The 26368-nt window shown below is 73.5% G+C and carries 23 protein-coding genes and 1 pseudogene; 11 read left to right on the plus strand and 13 right to left on the minus strand.

Annotation, left to right across the window (positions count from 1 at the left end; genetic code table 11):
- Positions 1-3: 3 nt before the first annotated feature.
- The 6 genes from ABZT14_RS18945 to ABZT14_RS18970 all read right to left on the minus strand — a co-directional run bounded on the left by ABZT14_RS18945 (position 4) and on the right by ABZT14_RS18970 (position 6184).
- Positions 4-834, minus strand: coding sequence for an ABC transporter ATP-binding protein (locus ABZT14_RS18945; RefSeq protein ID WP_356303889.1), 831 nt, complete (start codon positions 832-834; stop codon positions 4-6).
- A gap of 37 nt (positions 835-871) precedes the next feature.
- A complete protein-coding gene (locus ABZT14_RS18950) occupies positions 872-1984 on the minus strand; it encodes an ABC transporter substrate-binding protein (protein ID WP_356303892.1) in 1113 nt (370 codons plus the stop codon).
- Entirely contained in the window at positions 1981-2412 is a 432-nt protein-coding gene (locus tag ABZT14_RS18955) for a nuclear transport factor 2 family protein (RefSeq protein ID WP_356303895.1), read from the minus strand. The genes ABZT14_RS18950 and ABZT14_RS18955 overlap by 4 nt, the downstream gene beginning before the upstream one ends.
- Entirely contained in the window at positions 2412-2723 is a 312-nt protein-coding gene (locus ABZT14_RS18960) for a hypothetical protein (protein WP_356303898.1), read from the minus strand. The genes ABZT14_RS18955 and ABZT14_RS18960 overlap by 1 nt, the downstream gene beginning before the upstream one ends.
- The gene (locus tag ABZT14_RS18965) at positions 2720-3799 is read right to left on the minus strand and encodes a class I SAM-dependent methyltransferase (protein WP_356303901.1); all 1080 of its coding nucleotides are present in this window, start codon (positions 3797-3799) and stop codon (positions 2720-2722) included. Before ABZT14_RS18965 ends, ABZT14_RS18960 begins: the two co-directional genes overlap by 4 nt.
- Positions 3800-4129: 330 nt before the next feature.
- Positions 4130-6184: an FAD-dependent oxidoreductase gene (locus ABZT14_RS18970; RefSeq protein ID WP_356303904.1), complete on the minus strand. Its 2055-nt coding sequence runs from the start codon at positions 6182-6184 to the stop codon at positions 4130-4132.
- 357 nt (positions 6185-6541) lie between these two features.
- Here ABZT14_RS18970 and ABZT14_RS18975 point away from each other — a divergent pair, with 357 nt between their 5' ends.
- The 6 genes from ABZT14_RS18975 (at position 6542) to ABZT14_RS19000 (ending at position 12736) form a co-directional block, all read left to right on the plus strand.
- Complete coding sequence (locus ABZT14_RS18975; RefSeq protein WP_356303907.1) at positions 6542-7237, plus strand: pyridoxamine 5'-phosphate oxidase family protein; 696 nt, start codon at positions 6542-6544, stop codon at positions 7235-7237.
- 271 nt (positions 7238-7508) lie between these two features.
- Positions 7509-8330 carry a class I SAM-dependent methyltransferase gene (locus tag ABZT14_RS18980; protein WP_356303910.1) on the plus strand — a complete coding sequence of 274 codons (822 nt, stop codon included), beginning with the start codon at positions 7509-7511 and terminating at the stop codon, positions 8328-8330.
- 157 nt (positions 8331-8487) lie between these two features.
- Positions 8488-9417 (plus strand): class A beta-lactamase, encoded by a 930-nt coding sequence (bla, locus tag ABZT14_RS18985; RefSeq protein ID WP_356303913.1) that lies wholly within the window; start codon positions 8488-8490, stop codon positions 9415-9417.
- Between the two features lie 104 nt (positions 9418-9521).
- On the plus strand, positions 9522-10793 hold the full coding sequence (locus ABZT14_RS18990; protein WP_356303917.1) for a DUF4303 domain-containing protein: 1272 nt from the start codon (positions 9522-9524) through the stop codon (positions 10791-10793).
- Positions 10794-11055: 262 nt separating this feature from the next.
- Complete coding sequence (locus ABZT14_RS18995; protein ID WP_356303920.1) at positions 11056-12432, plus strand: S41 family peptidase; 1377 nt, start codon at positions 11056-11058, stop codon at positions 12430-12432.
- Between the two features lie 64 nt (positions 12433-12496).
- Entirely contained in the window at positions 12497-12736 is a 240-nt protein-coding gene (locus tag ABZT14_RS19000) for a hypothetical protein (RefSeq protein WP_356303923.1), read from the plus strand.
- 636 nt (positions 12737-13372) lie between these two features.
- Here the strand turns inward: ABZT14_RS19000 and ABZT14_RS19005 are convergent.
- Positions 13373-14050 carry an endonuclease gene (locus ABZT14_RS19005; RefSeq protein WP_356303926.1) on the minus strand — a complete coding sequence of 226 codons (678 nt, stop codon included), beginning with the start codon at positions 14048-14050 and terminating at the stop codon, positions 13373-13375.
- Positions 14051-14185: 135 nt separating this feature from the next.
- Between ABZT14_RS19005 and ligD the strand changes: the two genes are divergently transcribed.
- Positions 14186-15148 carry a non-homologous end-joining DNA ligase gene (gene ligD, locus ABZT14_RS19010; RefSeq protein WP_356303929.1) on the plus strand — a complete coding sequence of 321 codons (963 nt, stop codon included), beginning with the start codon at positions 14186-14188 and terminating at the stop codon, positions 15146-15148.
- 232 nt (positions 15149-15380) lie between these two features.
- Complete coding sequence (locus ABZT14_RS19015) at positions 15381-16205, plus strand: DUF4253 domain-containing protein (RefSeq protein ID WP_356303932.1); 825 nt, start codon at positions 15381-15383, stop codon at positions 16203-16205.
- Positions 16206-16232: 27 nt separating this feature from the next.
- Here ABZT14_RS19015 and ABZT14_RS19020 read toward each other — a convergent pair whose 3' ends face one another.
- The 3 genes from ABZT14_RS19020 to ABZT14_RS19030 all read right to left on the minus strand — a co-directional run bounded on the left by ABZT14_RS19020 (position 16233) and on the right by ABZT14_RS19030 (position 19287).
- Entirely contained in the window at positions 16233-17423 is a 1191-nt protein-coding gene (locus ABZT14_RS19020) for a zinc-dependent alcohol dehydrogenase (RefSeq protein WP_356303935.1), read from the minus strand.
- A 45-nt stretch (positions 17424-17468) separates the two neighbouring features.
- Positions 17469-17888, minus strand: a complete 420-nt coding sequence (locus tag ABZT14_RS19025) for a CBS domain-containing protein (RefSeq protein ID WP_356303938.1) — start codon at positions 17886-17888, stop codon at positions 17469-17471.
- 412 nt (positions 17889-18300) lie between these two features.
- Positions 18301-19287, minus strand: a complete 987-nt coding sequence (locus ABZT14_RS19030; RefSeq protein ID WP_356303941.1) for an SDR family oxidoreductase — start codon at positions 19285-19287, stop codon at positions 18301-18303.
- Positions 19288-19456: 169 nt separating this feature from the next.
- On the opposite strand from ABZT14_RS19030, the gene ABZT14_RS19035 reads away from it, so the two are divergent.
- On the plus strand, positions 19457-19696 hold the full coding sequence (locus ABZT14_RS19035) for a DUF6480 family protein (protein ID WP_356304101.1): 240 nt from the start codon (positions 19457-19459) through the stop codon (positions 19694-19696).
- A 105-nt stretch (positions 19697-19801) separates the two neighbouring features.
- Here the strand turns inward: ABZT14_RS19035 and ABZT14_RS19040 are convergent.
- The 3 genes and pseudogenes from ABZT14_RS19040 to ABZT14_RS19050 form a co-directional block, all read right to left on the minus strand.
- Positions 19802-20578 (minus strand): annotated as a pseudogene (locus ABZT14_RS19040) (SigB/SigF/SigG family RNA polymerase sigma factor); the annotation flags it as partial.
- Positions 20579-21388: 810 nt separating this feature from the next.
- A complete protein-coding gene (locus tag ABZT14_RS19045; protein WP_356303944.1) occupies positions 21389-21781 on the minus strand; it encodes a DUF2267 domain-containing protein in 393 nt (130 codons plus the stop codon).
- A 54-nt stretch (positions 21782-21835) separates the two neighbouring features.
- A complete protein-coding gene (locus tag ABZT14_RS19050) occupies positions 21836-22258 on the minus strand; it encodes an Hsp20/alpha crystallin family protein (protein WP_356303947.1) in 423 nt (140 codons plus the stop codon).
- A 240-nt stretch (positions 22259-22498) separates the two neighbouring features.
- On the opposite strand from ABZT14_RS19050, the gene ABZT14_RS19055 reads away from it, so the two are divergent.
- Positions 22499-24907 (plus strand): phosphoketolase family protein, encoded by a 2409-nt coding sequence (locus ABZT14_RS19055; RefSeq protein WP_356303951.1) that lies wholly within the window; start codon positions 22499-22501, stop codon positions 24905-24907.
- An 82-nt stretch (positions 24908-24989) separates the two neighbouring features.
- Positions 24990-26324 (plus strand): NAD(P)/FAD-dependent oxidoreductase, encoded by a 1335-nt coding sequence (locus ABZT14_RS19060; RefSeq protein WP_356303954.1) that lies wholly within the window; start codon positions 24990-24992, stop codon positions 26322-26324.
- Positions 26325-26368 lie beyond the last annotated feature (44 nt).

Genomic DNA, 26368 nt, shown 5'->3' on the forward strand with positions numbered 1-26368 from the left:
TCCTCAGTCCATGACGCCGGCGGCGTTGAAGTACCGGCGGATGCGGTCGACGTAGACCCCGGCGCGGTCGGAGGCCATCACGCCCAGGTCACGTGGGCGGTCCAGCTCGATGTCGATGATCTCGGCGATCTGACCGGGCCGGGGGGTGAGCACGATGACCCGGTCGGACAGGAACACCGCCTCGGGGATGGAGTGGGTGACGAGCGCGATGGTCTGGCCGCTCTGCCGCCAGATCCGCAACAGCTCGACGTTCATGTACTCGCGCGTCATCGCGTCCAGCGCGCCGAAGGGCTCGTCCATCAGCAGCACCGCCGGGTCGTGCACCAGGGCCCGACAGATGCCGGCGCGCTGCTGCATCCCGCCGCTCAGCTCCGAGGGGTACTTCTCCTCGAAGCCGTCCAGCCCGACCATCGTCAGCAACTCCCGGGCCCGCTCACGGTGGGTGCCCCGGTCCAGTCCCTGGACCTCCACCGGGACCATCACGTTCTGCAGGATGGTCCGCCAGGGCAGCAGCGTCGCCTCCTGGAAGACCATGCCGATCTCCGGCATCGGTCCGGCGACCTCCCGGCCGGACACCCGCACCTGGCCGGAGCTGTGCGGGATGAGCCCGGCGAGGATCTTGAGCAGTGTCGTCTTGCCGCAGCCGGACGGGCCGACGACGGAGACGAACTCCCCGCGCCGTACGCGGAAGTCGATGCCCTTCAACGCCGTGGTCGGCTCGGACCGGCGGGGGGTGTAGGTCTTCTCCAGGCCGGCGACGTCGATCCACGCGTCCTCGTCGGCGCCCTTCCGTGTCTCGGCGGCAGGCCGTCGCCCTAGCGTCCTCATGGCCATGCTGGGTCCTTTGCTGGGTGTCACGGGGTCAGTGGGGCTACTTGGCGGCCTTCCGGGCCTGGGCGACGACGTCCTTGGCGTCGAAGTCGTTGGCCTTCTTCAGCAGGCTTCCGTCCCAGGCGTCCGCACGCTTGACGTCCTTCTTGATCTGGCCGGACTCCTTGGTGTAGGCGACCGTCTTGGTCCACTCCCGGTCGCTGATGGCGCCCCAGTCGCCGAACTCGGCCGGCTTGCCGCTGGTGGGGGTGGCGGTGTCCATCCACGCCTGGAAGACCTTGGTGTCGTCCGAGAGGCGGTCGGCGGCCTTCTTGCCGGCGAGGATCTGGGGGAAGGCGCCGTAGCCGTCGCGCATGGCGGCCTCGGGGTTCACCGCGGAGAACAGCATCGACTGGTACGAGGCGCGCAGGTACCGGGTCAGCACGTCCCGCTTCTTGGCGATGGTGTCCTCGCGCACCGCGAAGGTGATGGAGCGGATGCCCTCGAACATGTCGGGGTTCTTCAGGTAGCGGAAGTCGGTGCCGGTGTTCTCGATGGAGGTGTACGCCTGGGTGTAGAGGGCCAGCGCGTCGACCTTCTTGTCCTTGAGCGCGGCGGCGGCCTGGGCGCCGACGCCCACCGGCAGCAGCTCCACGTCCCGTTCGGGGTCCAGCCCCGCGTTGCGCGCGTAGGCACGGGCGTACATCGCGGAGCCGGAGGCCAGCGAGATCACCCCGATCTTGCTGCCCTTGAGGTCCTTGGCCTTCTTGATGTCACTGCCCGGGGGCACGGCCATCCGCCAGGGCCAGTTCTGCACCAGGCCACCGACCGCCTTCACCGGTACGCCCTTCTCCCGGGCGGCCATCACCGCGCCCAGGTCGGCGGCGGTGATGTCGGCGCTGCCGGAGGCCACGGCCTGGAGGGCGGCGACCGAACCGTCGGCGTTGCTGGTGGAGACCTTCAGCCGCGCGTCGTTGAGGAAGCCCTCCTCCTTGCCGACCGCGTAGGTGGCCACCTCCTCCTTGGGGCCGAGCACCGCGGACGCGATGGAGAACTCCACCGAGTCGCTGCCGCCCTCTCCGGCACGGGAGGCGCCGTCCGAGCCGCAGGCGGTGACGCCGGTCAGTCCGAGCACCGTCAGCAGCAGGACGCTCAGTGTGCGTGTGCGTTTCATGTCCGACACCTCGTTCGGGAGGGTGAGTCACTGGCGACCGGAGCGCCCGGGAGTCCGGCGAGGGCGAGGTCGTTGTAGACGTGCTGTTCGTGGATGCGGCCGTCCCGGACGACGAAGACGTCGACGTACCGGACCCCTTCGAAGGGGTGGCCTTCGAGGTCCTCGCCGTACAGGGTGCCGAGCGAGGTGACCGCCGTACCGTCGTCGAGGGGCGCCTGGAAGTACCGGTCGCGGTGCTTGCGGACCCAGCGGTACGTTCCGGCCGCCTCCCGGGCCATCGCCGTCAGCGAGTCGTGGCGGCGCCCGCCGGGGAAGACCAGTACGGCGTCGGGCGCCAACAGCCGCTGGGCCTCGGTCAGTTCGCGCTCCTCGCACAGCCGGAGGTAGCGGTCGACCAGCACCGCGCAGTCAGCCGGTGGCGCGCCCATCAGGCGGCCTCGCCGGTGAAGCGGGCGGTCCACTGCTCCCGCAGGGGGTGCTCGGCCGGGCCGGACTCGGAGAGGATGGCCGCCAACCGGCCGGTGAGCGCCTCCCGTTGGTTGTCCAGGACCCGCCGTTCCTTGGGGTCGGGGGTGAAGTCGTCCAGTTCACCGTCGGCCAGCACGCCCTGCCGTACCAGCAGGGCCTCGGTGGCCCGCAGCCGCTGGTTCACCACGTGGACCTCGGTGCTGAGCTGGAGCACCAGGTCCAGCAGCCGGCCGATCCTCGGGTCGTCGAAGTAGTCGAACTCGTCGCTCATGATTCCTCCGGCTTCTCGGCGGAGAGGACCGCCCAGGGAAAGTGCCATTCACGTCGGTCGCCCCAGCCGTCCTCGCGCACGCCGTCCCTGCGTTCGTCGAAGGGGCGCCAGGTCGCGGCGGTGAGCCCGGCCTCGGCGCACATGGCCGTCAGGTCCGAACCGAACAGGTCGTGGAAGAAGGGCTCGTTGTTGCGTTCGGCGTGCTCGAAGATGGTGGCGTCCCGGAAGGGGTCGCCGGTCGGCTGGAACTCCAGGAACCGCAGCGCCCCGCCCGGCCGCAGCAGTCGCGCGGCCTCGTGGAGGGTCTGGCGGACCGCTTCGGCGGGCATCTCGTGCAGCACCATGGTGCCGGTGACCACGTCGCACGAGCCGCTCTCCAGGCCGGTGTCCCGGCCGTCGGCCTGGAGGTAGCGGATCGCCACCTCCTCGTCCTCGGCCTCGGCGTGTGCCAGCCGCAGCCCGGGGGCGGCCAGGTCCAGGCCGATGACCTCGGCGTCCGGGTAGCGGTACGCCAGCGGGCGGGTGCTCTTGCCGAAGCCGCAGCCGATGTCGACCACCCGGGAGGCGTCGGCCTTCTCGGGCAGCGCCGTCTCGGCGAACAGCTTGTGGAACTTGTAGCCGTCGTTGTCCCGCAGCATCACGATGCGGGCGCCGAACTCGTAGACGTAGGCCGACAGGTCGTCGGAGTGGAAGCCGCCGGGCTGGATGTGGATGTCGAAGTCGGTGTACCAGGCGGGCAGTTCGAGCGTGGAGTTGAGCTCCAGCGAACCCAGCCGCCCGTCGGACGGGGTGTCCAGCTGGGCCAGCAGCCGGTCGCGGCGCTGGAAGACCGCGTCGCCGGCGGTCTTCCACAGCATCTTCTGCTGCACCCGCTCCAGGTGGCTGAACCAGGGGTAGAGGGGGAGCCCGCGCAGCCGTACGCCGGCGCCCTCGACGGTGTCGGCGGGGTCACCGGTCTCGGCGTACTCCTCGACCAGCGCGGGGTAGACCTGGCCCGCCCACTTCTTGCGCAGGGCCAGGATGAAGTCGACGGCTGACCTCTCGTCCAGCGTCAACTGGTCCTCGATGTCGATCATGTGATGCTTCCTCAGCTCGTGGTGCGGGAGGGGTGCGGGGAGGGGGCTGTCCGGCCCGGGGGCTGGCGCACACGGCGGTACGGCGCGGAGGGGCCGTACCGACGGGTCGCCGACCCGACGGCGCGGGGCCTGGCGGGCGCGGTGGCTTGCGAGGGGGTGCGACGCCGGGCCACCGGGCGGGGTGTGCGCGGTGACGGCGTGTGGTCCGGGACCGTGGGATGACGGTGTGGACGCCGGGCGGTGCGGGCGGGCCGCCACGGCGGTGCGTGGGCGGCGGGTTCGTAGGGGTCGCGGGGTCGGTGGGGTCGAGGGCGCGTGGCGTGAACCAGGTCAGCGCGACGCGGCGGTACGGGACGGGGCGGCGGCCTGGAGCAGGGTGGCCGCGTGGGTGTTCTCGGTCAGGAAGGCGCCGGTCATCCGGCCCTCGTAGACGGCTTCCAACAGGGACCGGGGGGCGTTGGCGTCCCCGGCGACCAGCACGGTGGGTGCGCCGTCCTCGTGGTCCAGCGCGCGGTACAGCTCGTCGGCCGCGTCCGGTCGGGCGACGTCCACCACGGCGGTGATCCCGGTCAGGGACTCGTGCCGGCCGTTGAGGGTGTCGCGCAACAGGACCGTCCGCCCGGACGATCCGGCCACCTCACGCAACAGGTGGGCGCGGACGCCGAGTTCGCCGAGTCGGGCGGTGAGCCCGAGCCGGGAGTAGGTGGTGATCTGCGGGAACAGGCCCGCCAGCGGGGTCACCAGGTGGACCAGCGCCCCCTGCCTGGCCAGGTGTTCGGCCAGCGAGGCGGCCTCCCAGCCGCCCCGGTCGTCACGGACGACCACGGAGCCGTACAGCTCCGGTGGCCGCGCGGCCAGCCCCCGGGCCGCCGCCCGGACGTCGAACACCGGTGGGCCGTCCGGCAGTTCACGGCGTACGGGGCGCGACCCGGTGGCGACCACCACCGCGTCGAAGCCGTCCCAGCGTCCGCCCGCCACCAGGTCGGCGGCGGTGACGGCCCGGCCGAACCGGAACCGCACCCCGGCCCGTACGGCGGCGCGGTACTGCTCGGCCACCAGCAGGGCCAGCCGTGAGCGGCCCGGCACGGCGGCGGCGTCGTTCACCTGCCCGCCCCAGGTCTCCCCGGCCTCCAGCACGGTCACCTGGTGTCCCGCCTCCCGGGCGGCGATCGCGGCGGCCAGCCCGGCCGGGCCGGCTCCGACCACCCCCACCTGGCGGCGGGGTACGGGTCCGGCGGCCCGTACGGCGTTCCACTCCCGCTCGGCGCCCACCTCGGGGTTGACCACGCAGGAGATCGGCAGGCTGACCTCCAGCCGTCCGACACAGCCCTGGTTGCAGGCCAGGCAGGAGTGGACCTCGTCGGCCCGCCCTTCGAGGGTCTTGCGGACCAGGTGGGGGTCGGCGATGTGCGGCCGGGCCAGCCCCACCAGGTCGGCCTCGCCGGCGGCCACCAGCTCGGCGGCCTCGGTGAGGCTGTCCAGCCGGCAGACCGCGAGCACCGGCAGGTCGGGGTGTTCCCGCTTGAACAGCGCGGCGTGGTGACGGAAGGGCGCGTGCGGGAAGCTCATGTCGGCCATCTGCGTCGCCAGGGACGCGCTGCCGTGGTAGGCGGAGTGGCTGACGTGCACGTACGCCAGCGGAAAGTCCTCCCGCAGCCGCCCGACGATCTCCAGTACGTCCGGTGGCCGCAGCCCGCCGGCCAGGAACTCGTCGGCGCTGACCCGTACCCCCAGGGGCAGTTCGGGGGCCTGGTCCCGTACGCGTCGGAGGACCTCCCGGGTCAGGCGCAGCCGCTTCTCCGGCGTCCCGCCCCAGCGGTCGGTGCGGTGGTTGGTGAAGGGGGACAGGAACTGTTGGAGCAGGTGGCCGTGTCCCAGGTGCACCTCGACGCCGTCGAAGCCGGCCCGCGCCATCCGGCGAGCCGCCGCCCCGAACGCGGCGACCGTCACCTCCAGGTCGCGGTGGCTCATCGCGTGCGGGGTCTGGGCGCCGCCGGACCAGGGCTCGGTGCCCGGCGACCAGGAGGCGGTACGTGTCGCGTCACCCGAGGCCTGCCGTCCGGCGTGCATCAACTGCGCGAACATCCGGGCCCCTTCGGCCCGTACGGCGTCCACCACGCGGGCGTAGGCCGGTACGCAGTCGTCGTCGAAGCAGCCGAGGCTGATGTGCCGTCCGGCGCTGGTGGGGTGGACCCGTACGGCCTCGGTGATGATCAGTCCGGCGCCGCCGCGAGCCCGCTCGGCGTGGTAGTGGGCGTGCCGTTCGGTCGGCTCGTTGGCATGGCCGAAATTGGTGGTGTGACCCGGAACGAAGACGCGATTACGCAGCTCGACGCTTCCGAGTCTGTAGGGCGAACTTACGGCTGATATACCGGACTTATCCACGGAGCCTCCCGGCGACTGCACACCCAGAACCCGCGGGAATGTTCCAACTAGCGGAACGTCGTTCCCATGGGCGGAACGCTAAGAGGGCTTTCGTGTCGCCGTCAATAAGCCAGTGGGGAAAACTTTGCGCACTGACAAAACGGGGCATCCTGTCGGGCGGTGATCCACCGCCGGGGGCTTGCCCCCGGGTCTCTCTGCCTCTGGTCGCCGGCCGGGTCGCCCGCTCCGCTCCTCAGGGGGCGTCGCCCCGGGCCCCGGGCCCCGGGTTGCGAGCCGGTCCGGCCCGTTCTGGACTGGAGGGGGTCGGTGGGCGTCGCCCGTACGGCGTCCGCGCCGGGTGTGGAGGGAGGGGCCGCGATGAGCAACGGTTCCGGTCGCCATCCGATGAGCGACATCGGGCGGCGGGCCGCCGCGCGACGGGAGGGGCTGGGGCTGTCCCGCGAGGAGGTCGCCGGACGGACCGGTGCCGCGACCTCCTACATCGCCTACCTGGAGGAGCAGCCCGCCGTCCCCTCCGGGGGGTTCCTGGTGCGGCTGGCCCACGCGCTCGACACCAGCGTCCAGGACCTCACCGGCTACCGCGCCGACCTCCCGGTGGGAGGGGCCGGAGCCGGACGGGACGCGCGGCTGAGCCCGCTCGACGTGGAGGAGTGCTGGCGCCTCCTCGACGACCACGGGGTGGGGCGCGTCGCCGTCACCACCGCTGACGGGCCGGCCATCTGGCCGGTCAACTACCGCGTCCACCAGGGGCGGCTGGTGTTCATGACCGCCGCGGACTCGGCGCTGGCCGCCGCGTCCGGTACCGAGATCCCGTTCGAGGTGGACCGCCTGGACGAGGCCTTCAGTCAGGGCTGGAGCGTGCTCGTGGTGGGTCCGGTGAACACCGTGAACACCGTGGGGGGCGAGGAGGTCGCCGGTGAGCTGTCGGAGGCCGGCCGTTTCGGACCCTGGGCCGGCGAGGGGCGGGGCACCGTCATGACCCTGCGCCCCCGCAGGGTCACCGGTCGGCGGATCACCGTCCGGGGGGCGCCCGGTGGTGAGGCGCGGGCCTGAGGTGGGCGCGTCCCCGAGGGGCGTCAACCGTGCGCTGTCCGGGGTGGGTTGGGAGAGCGGACGGGATGGTGGCCCGTTCTGGGGGTGGCCGGGCCGGTGGGGCCGCACGGTGTCGTGGCTTCCGGCGTGTGCCGGGGTGGGCGGGGGTCGTGGTGTGTCGACCGGTTGTCCTGGCGTCGAAAATTAGTGACAATCGTTTTCATTAAAGGGTCCCCGTCGACCCCGCCCCGTACGACGGACCCCGACCTCCCGCACGGAACCGGAGCCCCTGATGACCGAGAAGACCCTGAAGCCGGGCACCGTCGAGGAGACGGTGCTGATCCCCCTCTACGCACGGGCGGTGGAGACCCGCCGGGACGACCCCGCCCTGCGTGACCCCCGCGCCCGCGAGATGGTCGAGGCCATCGCGTACGACTACGAGAAGTTCGACGGACAGCCGAGCCTGCACGGGGCCGTGATGCGCACCCTGCTGTTCGACCTGTGGACCCGTGACTTCCTCGCAGAGCACCCCACCGGCACCGTGATCGAGATCGGTACCGGGCTGAACACCCGCTACGAGCGCGTCGACAACGGCCGGGCCCGCTGGTACGAACTGGACCTGCCGGACGTCATCGCGCTGCGCCGCGACTTCCTCCCGGACACCCCGCGCCGCACCATGATCGCCGCCTCCGTCACCGACCCGACCTGGCCGGACCGGGTGGACGGCCCCGGCCCGTACCTGGTGTGCGCCGAGGCGGTGTTGGCCTTCCTGCCCGAGGAGGAGGTGCGCGAGGTCGTACGGTCGCTCGCCCGGCGCTTCCCGGGGGCGCTGCTGGCCATGGACTCCTCCGGGCCGGGGATCGTGTCCACCCAGGAGCGGCATGACGTGCTCAGCAAGGTGGGGGCGAGTATGCGCTGGGCCTGTGCCGACCCGGCCGAGGTCGCCGGCTGGTACGAGGGCCTGGAACTGCTGGACACCCACACCATGACCTCGCTGCCCGAGCGGCTCTACCAGGACCTGCCGGCCGCCTACCGTCAGATGGTCGACGCCCTGGTGCCGCAGCGGCTGCCCCAGGTGGAGGAGTACCGGATGAGCCTCTACCGCTTCCCCTGACCGCGCCCCCTGCCGGCCCGACTCCCGCCCCACGCCGGGTGGTCGGCCCGACCCGACCGGGGCGCCGGCAGGGGCCCGTACGGATCGCCGAGTGCGGGAACCGCGTCCGACGATCACCGCGTCGCTCCTCGGGAGGGCTGACACAACTCGACGACAGGTGGTCCACGTGAGCGACTCGCGACCGCGTCCGAACCGGCGGACGGCGTTGACCCTCGTGGCGGGAACGGCCGTCACCACGATGTGGCCCCTGGCCGGCCCACCCGCGCACGCGGCCTCCCGGCGCGGGAGCCTGGCCGGGCGACTGGCCGCGCTGGAGGAGGAGTACGGCGCCCGGCTGGGCCTCTACGCCCACGACACCGCCACTGGGCGGCGCCTGACCCACCGCGCCCGCGAACGCTTCGCCCTGTGCTCGACGTTCAAGACCCTCACGGCCGCCGCCGTGCTGCGCGACCTCGACCACGACAGCTCCCACCTGGCGCGCCGCGTCCACTACACCGCCGAGGAGGTCGAACCGGCCGGGTACATCCCGGTCACCGGCCGCGAGGAGAACCTCGCGAACGGACTGACCGTCGCCGAACTGTGCGCGGCGGCCGTCTCCGAGAGCGACAACGGGGCGGCCAACCTGCTGTTGCGGCAACTCGGAGGTCCCACCGCCGTCACCCGCTTCAGCCGCTCGCTGGGCGATCCGGTCACCCGGCTCGACCGGTACGAACCGGACCTGAACTCGGCGGAACCCTGGCGGACCACCGACACCACCACCCCGTACGCCCTCGGCCGCACCAACGCCCGCCTGCTGCTCGGGCGCGCCCTGGAACCCACCGACCGCCGGCTGTTGAGGCGCTGGCTGGTGGAGAACACCACCAACGGCGAACGCTTCGGCAAGGGCCTGCCGGACGACTGGGTGCTGGCCGACAAGACCGGTGGGGGTGACGCCTACGGGGTCGCCAACGACGTCGGCGTGGTCTGGCCGCCCGGGCGCTCCCCGATCGTGCTGGCCGTACTGTCCACCACCCACGACCCGGCCGGGCCCGGTCAGGACGCCCTGGTGGCCCGTACCGCCGGCCTGGTGGCCGAGGAACTCACCTGAGCCGGTGACCCGGTGGGGCGCCCCGGCGGCGGCCGACCGCCGCCGGGTGTCGTACCCCTCCGCTACCGTCGGGCCCGTCCCGGAACAACAGAGGGGGTGGTCCCGTGGTCCGGTCGGACCCGCACGCGGTACGCGCCAGCGTCGTACCGGGCGAACGCCCACCCGCCCGCGTGCTGATGGCCCTGCACCGGGCGCTGGGGCTCGGACTGTCCGAGGTACGGCGGCGCACCGACACCGGGCAGCCACTGCTGGACGTGGAACTGTTCGGCAACGACCGGGCGGAGGTCCTCGCCCGACTGCGGGCGGTGCTCGACGCCCTCGGTCCCCACGCCCACTCGGTCCACGAGTGCCTGGGCGACGAACCGCCCTCCGAGGCGAACCGGATCGCCCCCCAGGTCCTGCTGCGCGTCCTCTCCGACGGCACGGAACCGGTGCCCGCACCGCCGGTCCGCCCGGTACCCGACCCTGAGCTGAGCCGGGTGATCGCCACCGCCACCCGGGCGGCGGTCACCGCGCTGCGCCGCCAACACCCCGACCGTTTCTACCTGTTCGCCCTGCTCACCACGGGCGAGGCCCTGTCGCCCCACCTGGCCGCCTGCTCCCTGGAGGGCGACCGCCGCCTGGGCCTGGAGGCGTGGAACCCCGCCGACAGCCCGTACGCCGTCTGGGGCTACCGGGAGCACTACGGCGAGGTGGCGCGCGCCTTCGACCAGCGGGGGCAACCGCACCGGATCGAGGACGAGGCGACGGCCGAGGCCGAGTACGACCTCCGGCTGGCCTCCATGGAGGAGGCCCTGCGCCTGCTGGACGCGGACGGGCTGTTCGGCCGGGGACCCGACCGCGCCGGGGTGCTCCTCCAGGCGGGCACGATGCCGCCGGACCACACCGACGCAGGCTTCGTACGGCGTCTGAACCCGGCCGGCCCCCTGCGCGAGCGGTGGCTGACGGAGTGCGCGGAGCAGCCGGGCCCGCCGCCCGACCCCCTCGCCGCCGCCGAACTCGCCGCCCACCGGGGTGGGTTGAGCGAGGCACCCAACCCCACGGTGGCGGAACTCTGGCGCCTGACACCGGGTCTGTACGGCCCGGACGGGCTGGCGCTGTACGGGCCGCACTCCCTCGCCGAACGCGGCACCACCCACGAGGTGGCCCACTACGCGCCGGGGTGGGCCCTGGTCGGCGACGACGGGGGCGGAGGCGGCCTGCTCATGCGGGCCCCCGGACCCGACTTCGCCCCGGCCCTGGGGCGTACGTCGGCCGAGGTGTACCGGCTCGACCTGGGGGCGCTCACCGAGGACGTCCCCGGCGAGGGGGAGTTCGTCACCGACGACCTCATCGGCTGGGCGGCCCGCCGGAGGGGCGCGGTCCCGCCGTCGTGAGCCTGAGGCGGCGCGGGCGGACCCGGCCTGGGCCACCCGGCCACGGGTACGCCCCCTGAGCGCCGGCCCCCCGGGGCAGGGGCCAGCCCGGGTGGCGGTGTCCCTCTCCGGCGCCCTCGGAGAAGAGGCTCGGCGTCCCCCACCGGGGCGCCGGCCGGGGGCTGCCCCCACCCCGGACTGACCGGCCAGCGTGATGGTCCGTACCCGCCGCGTGGACGACCGTGGAACCGCTCCCGCCCCCTCGCCCACGGAAGGCAGCACCATGCGTCTGATCGCGGTCACCGCCGTCGCCCTCTCCCTCACCGCCGCCACCACCCCGGCCGCGCCCACCCCGGGGGACGGCCCCGTCGAGGGGGTCTGGCGGGTGGACGGCTACGGCACGGTGCTGTCCGTGCGCGGGGGAACCCTGCGGCAGTACCAGACCACCGACGTCAGCTGCCTCCAGGGGGACCCGGCACGTGGGACGGGCCCCGGCCGGTACGCCACCTCCGACGGCACCGTCCTGACCGTCCGCCTCCGGGGCGACCGCGACCACGCCACCCTGCGGGAGGAGGACTCGGTGGGCTGGCGCGACCTGCGGCGGCTCCCCACCCTGCCCGCCGAATGCGGACGTACGGTGCCCGAGGACCCCCGGACGACCTTCGACGTCTTCTGGCGGACCTTCGAGGAGAACTACCCCTTCTTCGCCGCCAAGGGCGTCGACTGGCACCAGGTGCGTGAGCGGTACCGACCCCGGGTGCGTGAGGACACGTCCAGGGATCGGCTGTACGCGGTCCTGAGCGCGATGGTGCGCCCCCTGCACGACGCCCATGTGGCGGTCCTGGACGGTGACCGGGTCTTCTCCCGCGTCCGGCCCGGAACGGTTCCGCCCACCCCGGAACTGGACGCCCGGGTCAGGAGGTTCGTCCGGGAACGCGACCTGGACGGGGCCCGGAACGTGCGGGACTTCGCCCGGGGCCGGATCACCTACGCCGACCTGCCCGGCGGTCAGGGGTACCTGCGGGTCTCGGGCTTCGGCGGCTACGCGGAGGACGACTCCCACCCCGCCCAACAGGCCGCCCTGGACCGGGCGTTGGACGCCGTACTGGACCCGGACGACGGCCGGCGCCCCCACGGACTGATCCTCGACCTGCGGGTCCACGGCGGAGGCTCGGACGCCCTGGGCGTGCACCTGGCCGGACGCCTCACCGACACCCCCTACCTCGCCTACGCCAAGCGGGCCCGCAACGACCCCCACGACCCCACCCGGCACACCCGCCCCCAGCCGGTGCGGGTCACCCCCCACGACGGCCCCCGGTACACCGGCCCGGTCGCCGTACTCACCGGTGGCTCCACGGTCAGCGCCGGGGAGACCTTCACCCAGGCCCTCCTGGACCGCCCCGGCCGCACCGTGCGGATCGGGCAGCCCACCCAGGGTGTCTTCTCCGACGTGATGACCCGCCGGCTCCCCAACGGGATGGCGGCCATGCTGCCCAACGAGGAGTTCCTGACCCGGACCGGGCGCACCTTCGACGGCACCGGCATACCGCCCCACCTGACCGAACCGGTCTTCACCGAGGGGGAGTTCGCCCAGAACAGGGACTCGGCCTTCGACCGGGCCCTCCGCGTCCTCCCCGGGGCCCACGTCGAGACCGACTGAGGAGGGTGGGGCCGGACGCCTCCGCCGGTGGCAGGAGCCGTCAGCCTGTGAGTAGTTTGTGGCTATGCCACCACTTGTCACAGTATTCCCGCCCGACAGCGACGGACGACGCGCGGTCCGCTGCGCCGGGGAGGACCTGGGCCGGGCCGGCAGCCTCTACGAGGTCATGGACCTGCTGAACGGCGTCGGACTCAACGCCGCCGCCACCGCCTTCGAGAACACCGACGTCTTCGAGTGGCGGGGCGGCGGACCCTACGTCTGGCCCTCCGCCCCACGGCCCCCCGGGACCACGGACCCCGACTGAGCCGGACCACCCGGGACCGTGGGCCCCGGGGTTTCGCTCCCGCCCACGGCGGCTGCTCGGCCGTCCCGCGCCGGCACCGCCGCCGGCCGGAAGGAGCGGCGGCGAGGGGCCCGGAAGGTGGCCGACCACGTCCTGACCCGACTGAGGGAGGGAGATGTCGCGTACGCCTTCGCGGACCGCTGGGACAGGTGACGGAAGCAGGTGCCCCAGCCGGGCATCCGCGAAGCGGAGCCAGTGCCGGGTGGAGGGGAACCCGAGCAGTGCCTGAGCGACAGCCGGGCACACGAGCTCAGCGTCCGTTCGGTTTCGGGGGTCGCCTCCCGACCCGGCGACCAGGCGCCACATGGTCACCGACGCACACACCCGGTGCGGCCACAAGGACGTCCGGGGGTGTCCTCCCACGCTGACCAACGGGCGCCCTTCGCCACGGTCGCGACCACCACGGACATCAGGCGCACTGGTCCAGGGTGTGTCGTGGGGATCACCGCGAGGCTCGGGTGCGGTGTCGCCGGGCGTGCCGCACCTCGCCGTGTTGTCGCCGTGGCGGTCGGGGTCGACTCCTCCTCCGCCCTGCTCGGTCCCGTAGCGCACGCCACCAGAACGCGCTCCCTGGTCTCCCCAGATCCACCGACACCCCTAGGAGCCGGTGCCCCCGTCAGCGCCGACCCGCTTCCGTACGTCGTCCACCACCGACCTGTCCAGCGCCGCTCGGACCAGCGCCGCGGCGAACACCGCCAGCTGGTCGCCGGGGACGAGGCGGGCCAGCTCGCCCGGTTCGGCCGGCAGTCCGAGACGCTCGGCGCCCTGGGCCGCCTTGGGGTCGATCCAGGGCTCCAACTCGGTCCACAGGCCCTGGACTTCGCGGAGGAAGATGTCGGCCCCGGTGGGCCCGAGTCCGGGAACCTCCTGGAGCAGTTCGCGCATCCGCCGCCCGTCGCCGTCGGCCTCCTCGCGCAGCTTGCGCAGGTCGCCGCCGTACCGCTCACGGACGAAGTCGGCGCCCTTGCCGAGGGTGGTGGAGGTGCTCTCGTCGTAACGGCGGTAGTGGCCCTCCACCAGGGCGTCGACCCGCTGCTGCCAGGTGGCGTCCCGCATCCGTCCGGGGGTGCGCAGGTCGGCCTCGAACAGGGCGTGGGCCGCGTCCACGGCCACCGAGGCGCGGATACGGGCGCTCAACAGGCAGGCCAGCACCAGCAGTTGGTACAGGGGCTGAGGGGTGTCGCGCAGCCGGACACCGGCCTCGGCCGCGTAGGTCTGTCCATGGGTGTCGAGCAGGGCGCGGGCGGTGTCCCGCGCGGTGACCGTGGTGCTCATGGCGTCCCTCCCTGCGGGCGTGCGGGGCCCTGTGCGGAGCGTGGGCCCCGGTGGTGGGGCGCGTCGGCCGGGGCCGGGCTCCGGCCGGTACGCGGTGGTCGTACATGTTCGGCGCGCACCGGGTACCCGCCCGCCATGGACGACAACCGCCGCCGGCACCGGTCACCGCGAGGCACCTCGGGAGGCGGCCGTGACCAGCGGATACGGGCCGGCCGCCGTACCGTCACGGTTCACCGGCCGGACAAGGTGCTCTTTCCCCGCGACGGGCTGACGAAGGCCGACCTGGCCGACTACCACGCGCGGTTGGCCCGCCACATGGTCCCCGAACTCCGGGGCCGGCCGCTGATGCTGGAGCGCTGCCCCGAGGGGGTCGGGGAGCGGCCCCACTTCATGCAGAAGGAGACCCCGGCCCACTACCCGGACTGGGTGCGCCGAGCCGAACTCGCCAAGGAGGGCGGCACTGTCAACCACACCGTCTGCGACAACGCCGCCACCCTGGTCTACCTCGCCGACCAGGCCTCCGTGACCCTCCACCGCTGGCTGTCCCGGGCGGACCGCCCCGACCGGCCGGACCGGCTGGTGGTCGACCTCGACCCTCCGCACGACGACTTCGAACGGGCGCGGGAGGCCGCCCGCCAGGTGCGCGACCTGCTGGACCAGCTCCGGCTGCCGGCCGCCCTGATGTCCACCGGCTCCCGGGGACTGCATGTCGTCGTCCCCCTCGACGGGCGCACCGACTTCGACGGTTGCCGGACCTTCGCCCACGAGCTGGCCGAGGTGCTGGCCGCACGGCATCCCGACACCCTCACCACCGCGTTCCGCAAGTACCGCCGGGGTGACCGGCTGTACCTGGACGTCCAGCGCAACGCCTACGCCCAGACCGCCGTCGCCCCCTGGTCGGTACGGGCCAGGGAGGGCGGTCCGATCGCCGTGCCCCTGCCCTGGGAACGCCTGGACGACCCCGACCTCGGGCCCCGCGCCTACTCGCTGCGGGACGTGAAGGCGGTACGCGAACTCGCCGAGTCCAGGCCCTGGTCCGACCTCGGCCGGGCTCGCGGCCTGCGGGCCGCCCGGGAACGTCTGCACCGGCTGGACTGAGCCGGGGGCCGGGGCCTCGGGCCGTCCACGGGATGACGGTGCCCGGCCACCTCGGCCGAGCGGGCCCACCCGGGGGAGTGGCAGGGGCCGGGGCTTTCCTGTCACTCCCCTTCCTTCGGCGTACACCCCCGCTGGTCGGGGTGCCGGCGGTGGTGTCGGTGGTGGCGGCTAGCATCCCCCGCACCTGCCCAACCCGGGCCTTCGGCCTGGCCCTTGTACGGGAGAACACCCCATGGACACACCGCCCGACGTACCCTTCGACCTCCCGCCCGGCGGCTACACCCAGCAGCTCGACGGCCAACCCGCCCTGGGACGGGACGGGATGCCCGTGCTGTGGGTGGCCCGGAGCGCCGCCCCGGCCGGCACCTGGGCGCGGGCCCGTGCCGCGCACACCGACACCGGATGGTGGCCGCTGCTGCTCTCCGCGCCCGACCACGAGGAGGACGGGCCCAGCGGCTGGGAGAGGGTGGGGCCCTACCTCCCGGGGCCGGAGGGCATACCGCCCTCCACCGGGGACGTGGAGTCGCTGCTTCTCCGCTGCTGGCGGCACAGCACCTCCGTCGATCCCGACGACGACATCACCCCGGAGGAGCGGTTGGCCGTGACGGCCCCGTACGGGAACGTCTGGCCCGGTCTGGCCCCCGCCGTGCCGTTCGACCGGGACCCCGACGCGACCGCCGACGCACGCGCCGGCGAGTTGGAGGGTTCGCCGTCCGCCCGTCTCGGCCTGGTCCGTGCCGGTTCCGGCCTGGAGGCGTTGGAGGTCCTCGGCTGGAGCGCCCCGAACAACCACGGCTACGAGACCGAGGACGCCACGGCCGTCCTCGCCGACTGGGAACGGCGTTTCGGCACAAGGGTGTTGGAGATCTCGGGCGCCACCCTGGTGCTGAGCGTCGCCAGCGTGCCCGGCGACCGCGAGCGGGCGCTGAGGGTGGCCGCCGAGCACTTCGCACTGTGCCCCGACGCCGTCTGGCAGGGCACCACCGTGTCCGACACCCTGGAGGGGTACGCCGAGTCCCTCGTCGGCAAGGACACCTGGTCCTTCTGGTGGGACTAGGCAGTCCCCGCCGGGTCCCCACCGGGATCAGGGCTGGAAGACGACCTTCACCGCGCCGTCCTTCTTCCGCTGGAACATCTCGTACGCCCGGGGCGCCTCCGACAGCGGCAGGTGGTGGGTGGCGAAGTCGTCCACCCCCAGCGGGTCCTCGTCGGTGAGCAGCGGCAGGATCTCGGGGATCCAGTGCCTGACGTTGGCCTGCCCCATGCGCAGTTGGATCTGCTTGTCGAAGAGGGTGAGCATCGGCAGCGGGTCGGCCGTACCGCCGTACACCCCGCTGAGGGAGATGGTGCCGCCACGGCGCACGATGTCGATGGCGGCCCGCAGGGCGGCGAGGCGGTCGACGCTCGCGTTCTGCGCCAGCTTCTCGGACACCCCCTGGGGGAGCATCGCGGCGGCGTTCTGGAGGAACTTCGCCGCCCCGTTGCCGTGGGCCTCCATCCCCACCGCGTCGATGACGCTGTCCGCGCCCCGACCACTGGTCAACTCCCGTACGGCGTCGCCGATCTCGCCCTCGCCCTCGTGTTCGCGCAGGTCCAGTACGGCGACCCCGCGCCCCCGGGCCCGTTGCAGCCGCTCGGGCACCAGGTCGACGCCGATCACCTGCCGCACCCCCTGGTGGAGGGCGATACGGCAGGCCATGTCACCGATCGGCCCGAGGCCCAGGACGACGAGGGTGCCGTCCCGGGGGACGTCGGCGTAGGCCACCGCCTGCCAGGCGGTCGGCAGTACGTCGGACAGGAACAGGAACCGGTCGTCGGGGACGTCCGAGGGGAGCCGCACCGGACCGTACTGGGCCTGCGGCACCCTCAGGTACTCCGCCTGCGCGCCGGGCACCGCCCCGTACAGCTTGGTGTAGCCGAAGAGGGCGGCACCGGCCCCCTGGGAGCGCACCTGGGTGGTCTCGCACTGGGTCTGGAGCCCCTGGTCGCACATGAAGCACGAGCCGCAGGCGATCTGGAAGGGGACCACCACCCGGTCCCCGGGCGCCAGGTCACCCGCCTGGGAGCCGACCTCCTCCACCACGCCCATGGGTTCGTGGCCCAGCACGTCCCCCGGCGTCATGAACGGCGCCAGCACCTCGTACAGGTGCAGGTCGGATCCGCACAGCCCGCTGGAGGTCACCCGGATCACCGCGTCCGTCGGCTCCTCGATGACCGGGTCGGGCCGGTCCTCCACCCGGACGTCGTGCCTGTCGTTCCACACCACAGCCTTCACGCCACACACCTCCGAACGTGTCAGTCGACGGGACCTGTCCGCCCGTCAGTCGGCCGACAGGGCCTGGAGCGGTTCACCGACATCGGGCGCCGGCAGGGCCCGGGCCAGGTCGGCCCGGGCGACCACGCCCACCAGCCGGTGGCCGTCGATCACCGGCAGACGCCGTACGCCGTGGTGGGGCATGGTCGCGATGACCTCCTCCACCTCGTCGTCGGCACCGACCGTCACCGCCTCCTCCTGGGCGAGTTCGCCGGCCCGTAGTTGGTGGGGGTCGTGCCCCCGGGCCAGTACCCGGGTGACCACGTCGTGGTCGGTGAGCATCCCCTTCAGCCGGTCGTCCTCGGCGCCGCGGAGCGGCAGCGCGTCCACCCGCGGGGCGGCCGTCCGCCGCGCGGCGGTCCGCACGGTCTCGTCGGTGCGGACACGGTCCGCGCCGGGCGTCATGATCTCGCGAGCGGTCGTCACGGAGTCCCACTCCCAGGCTCACGGTGCCCTCGCTGTCGGCTGACCGGGCGGGGGCACCCTGTCGTTCCACCGGTCAGGTCGACCGGGTTGCCCGTCGGGGCGCCTTCCAATCCAATCCGACCCGGGCCGGTCCACCGGTGCGCCGGGTCCGTTCGGCCTCGCCGGACCCGCCGTGTGCCCGGGCGCGACCCGACGCCGCTCACGTGTGGTGGCGGCCGGTCGCGCCCCCCGGGGTACCCGCTGCGTGGGCTGATCCCGTTGGACGCCGTCCCGGTCCCGGGTCACCTCGGCCGCTTCAGCCCGCAGGCGGTCACGGCGGGTTCAGGTGGTACCGGCCGCCTTGGATGCCGTCCCGGTCCCGGCCCCGGTCCTGGTCATCGTCGGCTGACCGGGCGGGGTGGCTGTGGCGGGCTCAGGCGCCCTCGTGGGGGGTGGCCTGGTTGTACCGCTGGGCGGCCCGCTCGTTGAGGTGGCTGCCGGCCCGACGGAACCAGTCCCGCCAGCCCGTCGTCGCGGTGTCCCCGGCCCGGCCGTCCTCCGGGGCGCCGTCCGAGGGCAGCATCCGGGCCAGCAGTCCGTTGAGCGCCGTGGTGGCGGTCGGGGCCACACCGTGGGCGAGCGCCCCGGCGCGGGCCACCGGGGTGAGGACCACCCGGGTACGCCGGTGCTCGGCCGCCCGTACCACGCGCTCGGCCGCCCGTTCGGCGTCCATCGACAGCAGCGGCGTACCGGACAGCGCCGAGAACCACGCGAACTCCGCCTCCCGCCGCCCACCGAACTCGGCCTGCCGGTGGGAGCCGGTGCGCATCAGCCCCGGGTGCGCCGCCGTCACGCTGACGTCGCTGCCCGACAGTTCGGCGCTCAGGCCCTCGGCGAGGGAGGCCACGGCCGCCTTGGCGCAGGAGTACGGCACCAGGTGGGGCACCGCGAGCAGCCCGCCGATGGAACCGGTCAGCACCAGGCGGCCCCCGACCGGGCTCTGCCGCAGCGAGGGCAGCGCCGCCAGGGCGGTGTGGACACAGCCGTGGAACATCACGTCCATCGTGGTGCGGAAGTCCGCTGGTTCCAGCGCCTGGAGCGGGGCGACCTGGATGACGCCGGCGTTGGCGAACACCGCGTCCAGCCCGCCCTGTCGGCGGGCGGTCTCCTCCACGGTGGCCGCGACCCGCTGGGCGTCGCGGACGTCGCAGACCCGTACCGAGGGGGTGCGGCCGGTGTGGTCACGTATCCACCGGGCCGCGCGGTCCAGTTCGCCCTCGTCCCGGGCCACCAGGGTGACCGTGTTGCCCCGCTGCGCCACACGGGCCGCCAGCAGCAGCCCCAGGCCCCTGGAGGCTCCGGTGACCAGGGCCGATCCGTTTCTCAACTCCCGTGTGGCGCCGGTACGTCCGATCCTCATCGTCTGCTCCTTCCCGTTACCGGACCCGGTGGGGGACGGCGGAGGCCCGGTGCTTCCCGTACCGACCGGGGTGCGCCGTCGTTCCCGGTCGCTCCCCGGGCGGATACGTCCCGGTGCTCGGCCGCCGTCGGCCCCGTGTGGAGGACGGCTGCCGAGGTACCCGGCCGCCATGAGTGACGACACCAGCCCGGACCCGGAGCCGGGCGCCATACCGCCTCCGCAGCCGCCCCGAGAAGGTGGGCCCCAGGAGACCCCTCCGGCGGAGGGCGGTACCTCCTTCACCGGGCCGGACGAGAGCCACAACCCCGGCCGGGGTTGGGCGAAGGCTCCCCTCGCCGCGCTCTTCGTGGTGGTGCTGCTGGTCGCCCTGTTCTTCGCCTTCTACGGGCTGGAACTGTCGCGGAGCTGAGTCCCCGGCCCGGCCCGGGGACTCGGGCGCCTCGGCGTCTCCGGTGGCTCCGTGGCCCTGAACCGCCGGGGCCTCGGCGGGTTCGAGCGGGTCGACCTCCTGGCGTATCCGGGCGCAGACCTGGCGGAGGATGCGGGAGACCTGCATCTGGGAGACGCCCAGTTCCTCGGCGATGGCGCTCTGGGTCTGTTCGCGGTAGAAGCGCAGGTACAGCGCCCGACGCTCGCGGTAGGGGAGACGTCGTACGGCGGGTTCCACCGCCTCGTACAGGGTGATCCGCTCGTAGCGGGAGTCCTCCTCACCGACCTGGTCGGCGAGGGGCCTGCTGTCGCCCTCGGGGTCGGTGGGGGCGGCTTCCAGGGAGAGGGTGCGGTAGCTGTGCAGCGCCTGCTGTCCCTGGCGTACCTCTTCGGGTGTGAGGTCCAGGTACTCGGCGAGTTCGTCGGTGGTGGCGTCGCGTCCGGCGTGGGTCTGCCAATCACGGGTGGCGGTGCGGACGCGGTTGCGGAGTTCCTGGACGCGGCGGGGGACGTGGACGGCCCAGGTGTGGTCCCGGAAGTGTTTGCGCAGCTCGCCGGTGATGACGGGGACGGCGTAGCTCTCGAAGGCGTGGCCGCGTTGGGGCTGGAAGCGCTGTACCGCCTTGGTGAGGCCGAGGGCGGCGACCTGTTGGAGGTCCTCGGTGTCCTCGCCGCGTTCGCGGTAGCGGCGGGCCAGCCGCCGGGCCATGGGGAGCCAGGCGTGAACGAGGTCCTCTTGCAGATGATGGCGGGTGTCCGGGTCGGTGGTGCGGGCCAGTTCGGCGAAGGCGGCCTCGGTGTCCGGGCGGTCGGGGTGGGGGCGGCGCCGGCCGGTGGCGGGCTGGGACGACAGGGGCTTCACGGAGGATCACTCACCAGACGGGGGAGGGAGTGGGTGGCGCTGTGGAGAGGAAGGTCGAGGAGGGAGGATGCCGCCCGGTGAGGGCGGAGGCCCTGCCCCGTACTCGGGACGGGTGACCGGGCACGTTCAGTGCCGTTCGGTCACCTTCGGGTGGGAGCCACGGAACGGGCGGGCGAGGGCACGGGGCCGTCGGTCCGCCGTCGTGGCGCTCTCACGTTCATGCGCTTCGACCCCCTCTGCGTCGGGGGTTGGGGGTGTCGTACCGGGAGCCGTAACCGGAACCTCGGTCACGGGGCCCATCCTCGCCGGGTTGCCCGTCGCACGGTTCGCAAACCCTCCCGGCGCCGCCGGATCGGAGGAAGAGGGGCCGGCCCTGGTGGAGTGGCCGGGTACGGGACTCGCTGGCCCACCTGGCCGGGGGAGCGCCGTGCTGATGGGCGGCCTCTCAGGGGACCGGGCCACTCCGGTTCGCCAGCCGGAGCGGTCCCGTGTCCCCGTCGCGGCTGACCCGTGCGCGGCGTGGGGTCGCCCGAGCCCGGGGCGGGCCCCGGAGTCACGCCGCCCGGGTACGTCGGCCCCGGACCAGCGGGCGCCGGGCTGACCCCCGGATGGTGGCCGGGCCCCTCGGTTCGGCTGCGGCCCGGGGGTACGGCGCCGCCCTCGGGGTCCAACCGCCCCGTGCCGTCGGGAAGTTGGCGGGGTACGGGGCGGCCGGGTCCGAGCAGGGGGCTCGGCCCCCACCGAACGCTCACCGGTACGCCCTTCCGAACCCGGCGAGGGCGGGACCAGCCCCGGTTGCCGGGGTGGGCGTCAGTCGGCGAGGTCGGGCCGGCCGAAGAGGGGCGCGTAGCTGGAGGGCAGCTGGCTGAGGACCTGGTCGACCTCACCGCCGGAGACGGCGTCGGCGACCGTGGTCAGCACGGCGCTGGCGTCCCACACGGCGGTACGGGGCCGGGCGCCGGTACGTTCGGCCACCCGCTGGTGGAACTCCTCGATACCGAAGCCCTCCGCGCGTGGCACCCCGCTGTCCGTCAGCATCGGGCCCAGGTCCCCCGGCATCTGGGAGGCGAGGTCCGCCACCTCGTCCGGGGTGATCCGCTGGGCCAGCACCTCCAGTACGGCCCGGGTGACCTCCCGGGCCTCGTCGGGGCTCCCGTACTCTCCTCGTTCTCGCACCCGGGCGAGGAACTCCTCGTACCGCATCGACGCCTTCGTGGTCGGTCGCGGGTGACTCGGGTGACCTGGCGGGTCGGTCGGTCAGTGGCCCGGGCGCGCGCCGTGGCCGGACCGCGAGGTGCGGCGGGGCGCGGCCCGGTCCACCAGGGGGATGCGCAGCCGCAGCACCCCGCCCTCGTAGGAGGCGCGCACCCGGTCCACGTCCAGGGCCCTGCCGAGGGGGACCCGTCGGCTGAACGTCCGCGCCGGCCGTCTGGCCTCGGCGCCGCCCTCGCGCGGGCCCACCTCGTCGTGGGGGCCGCGCTCCGCCCGTACGGTGACCACGTCCCCGTCGACGCTGACCCCGATCGCCTCCCGGGGGACCCCGGGCAGATCGACGTCCACCAGGAAGGTGTCCCCGTCGCACCAGGCCTCCACCGGCTCACCGGACCTCGGCGGAGGGGCGCCACGAGACCGATCGATCAGACGCTGCCACTCGTACAGGGGGTTGGTGCGCTTCAGCATCCCGGCGGCCCTCCTCCACTGGGGGTGTTCGTGGCCACAGTCCCGGTGTAACGCGCGTCCGTCCGCACGCCAAACGGGTCCGCACGCCAGACGGCCTCGGACGGGTGGCCGCCCCGCCCTCCCGTAAACCGGGTACGTCGGCTCCACCGGAACCGGCCGGTGCGGCCCGGTGGCGGCGATCGGTGGCGAACGACGCGCTGCGGAGGGTGTCAAACCGCCGTCGCCCGGTACCCGGCTCCCATGGCGAACGACCTGACCTCGCGAACCCCCCACGACCACCCGCTCAGTGACCCGGAGATCCAGGCGCTGGACGCCCACTGGCGCGCCCTGGCCTACCTGTCGGCCGGCCAGCTGTACCTGCGCGCCAACCCCCTGCTCCGGGAACCGCTGCGACCCGAGCACGTCAAACCCCGGGTGCTGGGCCACTGGGGCACCTGTCCCGGACTCGCGCTGCTGTACACCCACCTCAACCGGCTGATCACCACCCGGGGTACCCCGACCATGGCGGTCTGGGGCCCCGGCCACGGAGCGGCGGCCGTCCTGGCCGGCGCCTGGATGGAGGGCACCTACGGCGAACTGTGGCCCGACGTGTCCCGGGACGCCACCGGCATGGAGCGGCTGTTCGCCCAGTTCTCCCAGCCCGGCGGGGTACCCAGCCACACCTCCCCCGAGGTGCCCGGATCGGTGCAGGAGGGCGGGGAACTCGGATACGCCCTCTCCCACGCCTTCGGCGCCGCCTTCGACAACCCCGACCTGCTGGTGTGCGCGGTGATCGGCGACGGCGAGGCGGAGACCGGGCCGCTGGCCGCCTCCTGGCAGGCCACCACCTTCCTGGACCCGGTCCACGACGGCGCGGTGCTGCCCGTACTCCACCTCAACGGCTACAAGATCGCCAACCCCACCGTCCTGGCTCGGCTGCCCGAACGGCAACTCGTCGACCTGCTGCGCGGCTACGGATGGGAGCCGCTGTTCGTCACCGCCGACCTGGACACCCCCCGCAGCGCCGTCCACCACGCGCTGGCCGGAGCACTGGACACCGCCGCCGAACAGATCGAGACGGTACGCCGGCGGGTACGGGCCAGCCCCGACGCGCCCCGCGAACAGTCCCACTGGCCCCTGCTGGTACTGCGCACCCCCAAGGGCTGGTCCGGGCCCCGGGAGGTCGACGGCCTCCAGATCGAGGGCACCAGCCGGGCCCACCAGGTACCGCTGTCCGGTGTGCGCGAGGACGAGAAACGGCTGCGGGAACTGGAGGACTGGCTCCGCTCCTACCGGCCGGAGCAACTCTTCGACCACCGGGGCCAACCCCGGCCCCAGGCACTGGAGTTCGTGCCCGGGGGAGACCGGAGGCTGGGCTCGGTGCCCCAGGCCAACGGCGGCCGACTGCTGCGCCGGCTCCCGCTGCCCCCACTGGAACCGCACGCCGTCCCGGTCGAACGGCCAGGCGCCTCCGCACACGAGCCGACCCGGGTACTGGGGGCGTACCTGGAACAGCTGATGCGAGCCACCGAAGAGGAACGGGACTTCCGGCTGTTCGGCCCGGACGAGACCGACTCCAACCGGCTCTCCGCCGTCTGGGGCGCCACCGACCGGGGCTGGCAGGCCGAACAGCTGACCACCGACGAGCACCTGGGCCGCCACGGACGGGTGCTGGAGGTCCTCTCGGAGCACCTGTGCGAGGGGTGGCTGGAGGGCTACGTACTGACCGGCCGGCACGGACTCTTCGCCTCCTACGAGGCGTTCACCAATTTGGTCTCCAGCATGGTGTCGCAGCACGTGAAGTGGGTGCACAGCGCCCGACGGGTGCCGTGGCGGCGACCGGTCGCCGCCCTCAACCACCTGCTGACCTCGCACGCCTGGCGTCAGGACCACAACGGCTTCTCCCACCAGGACCCCGGCTTCATCGACCACGTCCTCAGCAAGAGCCCCGACGTGGTGCGCGTCTACCTCCCGCCCGACACCAACACCCTGCTGTGCGTGACCGACCACGCGCTACGCACCCGCGACACCATGAACGTGATCGTCGCCGGCAAGAACTCCTGCTTCGACTGGCTGGGGCTGGAGGACGCCCGTGACCACTGTGCCCGGGGGCTGGGCATCTGGGAGTGGGCCGGCACCGAGGGCGCGGGCGAGCCGGACGTGGTCCTCGCCTGCGCGGGCGACGTGCCCACCCAGGAGACCCTGGCCACGGCCGACCTGCTGCGGGAGTGGCTGCCCGACCTCGCGGTACGGGTGGTCAACGTGGTGGACGTGGCCCGGCTGATGAGCCCCTCCGAGCACCCCCACGGACTGTCCGACGCCGACTTCGACACCGTCTTCACCCGGGACCGCCCGGTGATCTTCGCCTACCACGGCTACCCCTGGCTGGTGCACCGGCTGACCTACTCCCGGGCGGTCCACGACCAGCTGGTCGTACGGGGCTACCGGGAGTCCGGCACCACCACGACCCCCTTCGACATGGTCGTCCGCAACGGAATGGACCGCTACCACCTGGTGCGGGACGTGGTGGACCGTACCGAGGGACTCGGGGCCCGCGCGGCGACCGTACGGCAGCGGGCCGTCGACATGCGCGAGCGGCACCGGCGCCATGTGCTCCGCCACGGCACCGACCTGCCCGAGGTCGCCGACTGGCACTGGTCCCACCGTTGACCCGGGCTCCGCGCGCCCGACCTCCTCCGGGAGGCGGGCCACCCCGAACGACCGGCAAGACCTCCGACCACAGGAGCAGCCCATGCCCCGGAAACGTCCACGTGTCGTGATCGTCGGCGCCGGCTTCGCCGGCTACCAGTGCGCCCGGACACTGCTGCGGCGAACCCGTGGAGCCGCCGAGGTGGTGATCATCAACCCCCACGACTACTTCCTCTACCTGCCCCTGCTCCCCGACGTGGCCGCCGGGGCACTGGAACCCCGCCGGGTCACCGTCTCCCTGACCGGCACCCTCAAGGGCGTCACCCTGGTCCTCGGGGAGGCCGACGGGCTCGACCCCGCGCGCCGCACCGTCAGCTACACCGACCCCGAGGGCGTACCCGGAAGGCTCGGCTACGACCGGCTGGTGCTCACCGTCGGGAGCGTCAACAAGCTGCTGCCGATCCCCGGCGTGGCCGAACACGCCCACGGCTTCCGGGGGATACCGGAGGCCCTCCACCTCCGCGACCACCTGATCCGGCAGGCCGAGATGGCCGCCGTCACCCCCTCACCCGCCGAGCGTGAGGCCCGCACCACGGCCGTCGTCGTGGGCGCCGGATACACCGGGACCGAGGTCACCGCCCAGGGGGTCCGGCTGACCGACGCCCTGCACCGGCAGAGCGCCGCGCTGGGGCAGGGGCCCCGGCCACGTTGGGTACTGGTGGACCTCGCCGACCGCATCCTGCCCGAGCTGGACCCCCGCCTCTCCCGCGCAGCCGACCGGGTGCTGCGGGAGAGGGGCGTCGACGTGCGCACCGGGGTGTCGGTACGGGAAGCCACCGGGGAGGGCGTCCAGCTGAGCGACGGCACCTTCGTGAGCAGCCGCACCCTGGTGTGGTGCGTGGGCGTACGCCCCGACCCCTTCGTCGCCTCCCTGGGCCTGCCCACCGAACGCGGACGGCTGTGCGTGGACGCCGCCCTGCGCATCCCGACCCACCCGGAGGTCTACGCCTGCGGGGACGCCGCCGCCGTCCCGGACCTGACCCGGCCGGGGAACCTCACGGCCATGACCGCCCAACACGCCCACCGGCAGGGGCGGTTGGCGGCCCACAACATCATCGCCTCCCTCAGCCACGGCCGGTTGCGGCACTACCGGCACCACGACCTCGGCTTCATGGTCGACCTCGGGGGCGCGGACGCCGCCGCGAACCCGCTGCACGTGCCCTTCTCCGGTCCGCTGGCGGCGGCCGTGACCAGGGGTTACCACCTGCTCTCCCAGCCCGGTAACCGCTCCCGGGTGGCGGCCGACTGGCTGTTGGACGCCGTACTGCCCCGGCACGCCGTCCAGTTGGGGCTGGTACCGGCCCGGGCGGTGTCGCTGGAGACCACCACCCCCACCGCGCCCCCGGCCGACCGCGCCCGGATGGTCCGACGCGAGTGAACGCCAACGCCGCCGGGGGTGCCCGGACTCCCGTACGCCCGGGC

The organism is Streptomyces sp. NPDC005438 (assembly GCF_040606315.1).
Lineage (GTDB): Bacteria > Actinomycetota > Actinomycetes > Streptomycetales > Streptomycetaceae > Streptomyces.

Coding starts and splice junctions, on each gene's coding strand:
- ABZT14_RS18945 (WP_356303889.1), bottom strand. CDS start 834: ATGGCCATGAGGACGCTAGGGCGACGGCCTGCCGCCGAGACACGGAAG.
- ABZT14_RS18950 (WP_356303892.1), bottom strand. CDS start 1,984: ATGAAACGCACACGCACACTGAGCGTCCTGCTGCTGACGGTGCTCGGA.
- ABZT14_RS18955 (WP_356303895.1), bottom strand. CDS start 2,412: ATGGGCGCGCCACCGGCTGACTGCGCGGTGCTGGTCGACCGCTACCTC.
- ABZT14_RS18960 (WP_356303898.1), bottom strand. CDS start 2,723: ATGAGCGACGAGTTCGACTACTTCGACGACCCGAGGATCGGCCGGCTG.
- ABZT14_RS18965 (WP_356303901.1), bottom strand. CDS start 3,799: ATGATCGACATCGAGGACCAGTTGACGCTGGACGAGAGGTCAGCCGTC.
- ABZT14_RS18975 (WP_356303907.1), top strand. CDS start 6,542: ATGAGCAACGGTTCCGGTCGCCATCCGATGAGCGACATCGGGCGGCGG.
- ABZT14_RS18980 (WP_356303910.1), top strand. CDS start 7,509: ATGACCGAGAAGACCCTGAAGCCGGGCACCGTCGAGGAGACGGTGCTG.
- ABZT14_RS18995 (WP_356303920.1), top strand. CDS start 11,056: ATGCGTCTGATCGCGGTCACCGCCGTCGCCCTCTCCCTCACCGCCGCC.
- ABZT14_RS19000 (WP_356303923.1), top strand. CDS start 12,497: ATGCCACCACTTGTCACAGTATTCCCGCCCGACAGCGACGGACGACGC.
- ABZT14_RS19005 (WP_356303926.1), bottom strand. CDS start 14,050: ATGAGCACCACGGTCACCGCGCGGGACACCGCCCGCGCCCTGCTCGAC.
- ligD (WP_356303929.1), top strand. CDS start 14,186: ATGGACGACAACCGCCGCCGGCACCGGTCACCGCGAGGCACCTCGGGA.
- ABZT14_RS19015 (WP_356303932.1), top strand. CDS start 15,381: ATGGACACACCGCCCGACGTACCCTTCGACCTCCCGCCCGGCGGCTAC.
- ABZT14_RS19030 (WP_356303941.1), bottom strand. CDS start 19,287: ATGAGGATCGGACGTACCGGCGCCACACGGGAGTTGAGAAACGGATCG.
- ABZT14_RS19035 (WP_356304101.1), top strand. CDS start 19,457: ATGAGTGACGACACCAGCCCGGACCCGGAGCCGGGCGCCATACCGCCT.
- ABZT14_RS19045 (WP_356303944.1), bottom strand. CDS start 21,781: ATGCGGTACGAGGAGTTCCTCGCCCGGGTGCGAGAACGAGGAGAGTAC.
- ABZT14_RS19050 (WP_356303947.1), bottom strand. CDS start 22,258: ATGCTGAAGCGCACCAACCCCCTGTACGAGTGGCAGCGTCTGATCGAT.
- ABZT14_RS19055 (WP_356303951.1), top strand. CDS start 22,499: ATGGCGAACGACCTGACCTCGCGAACCCCCCACGACCACCCGCTCAGT.
- ABZT14_RS19060 (WP_356303954.1), top strand. CDS start 24,990: ATGCCCCGGAAACGTCCACGTGTCGTGATCGTCGGCGCCGGCTTCGCC.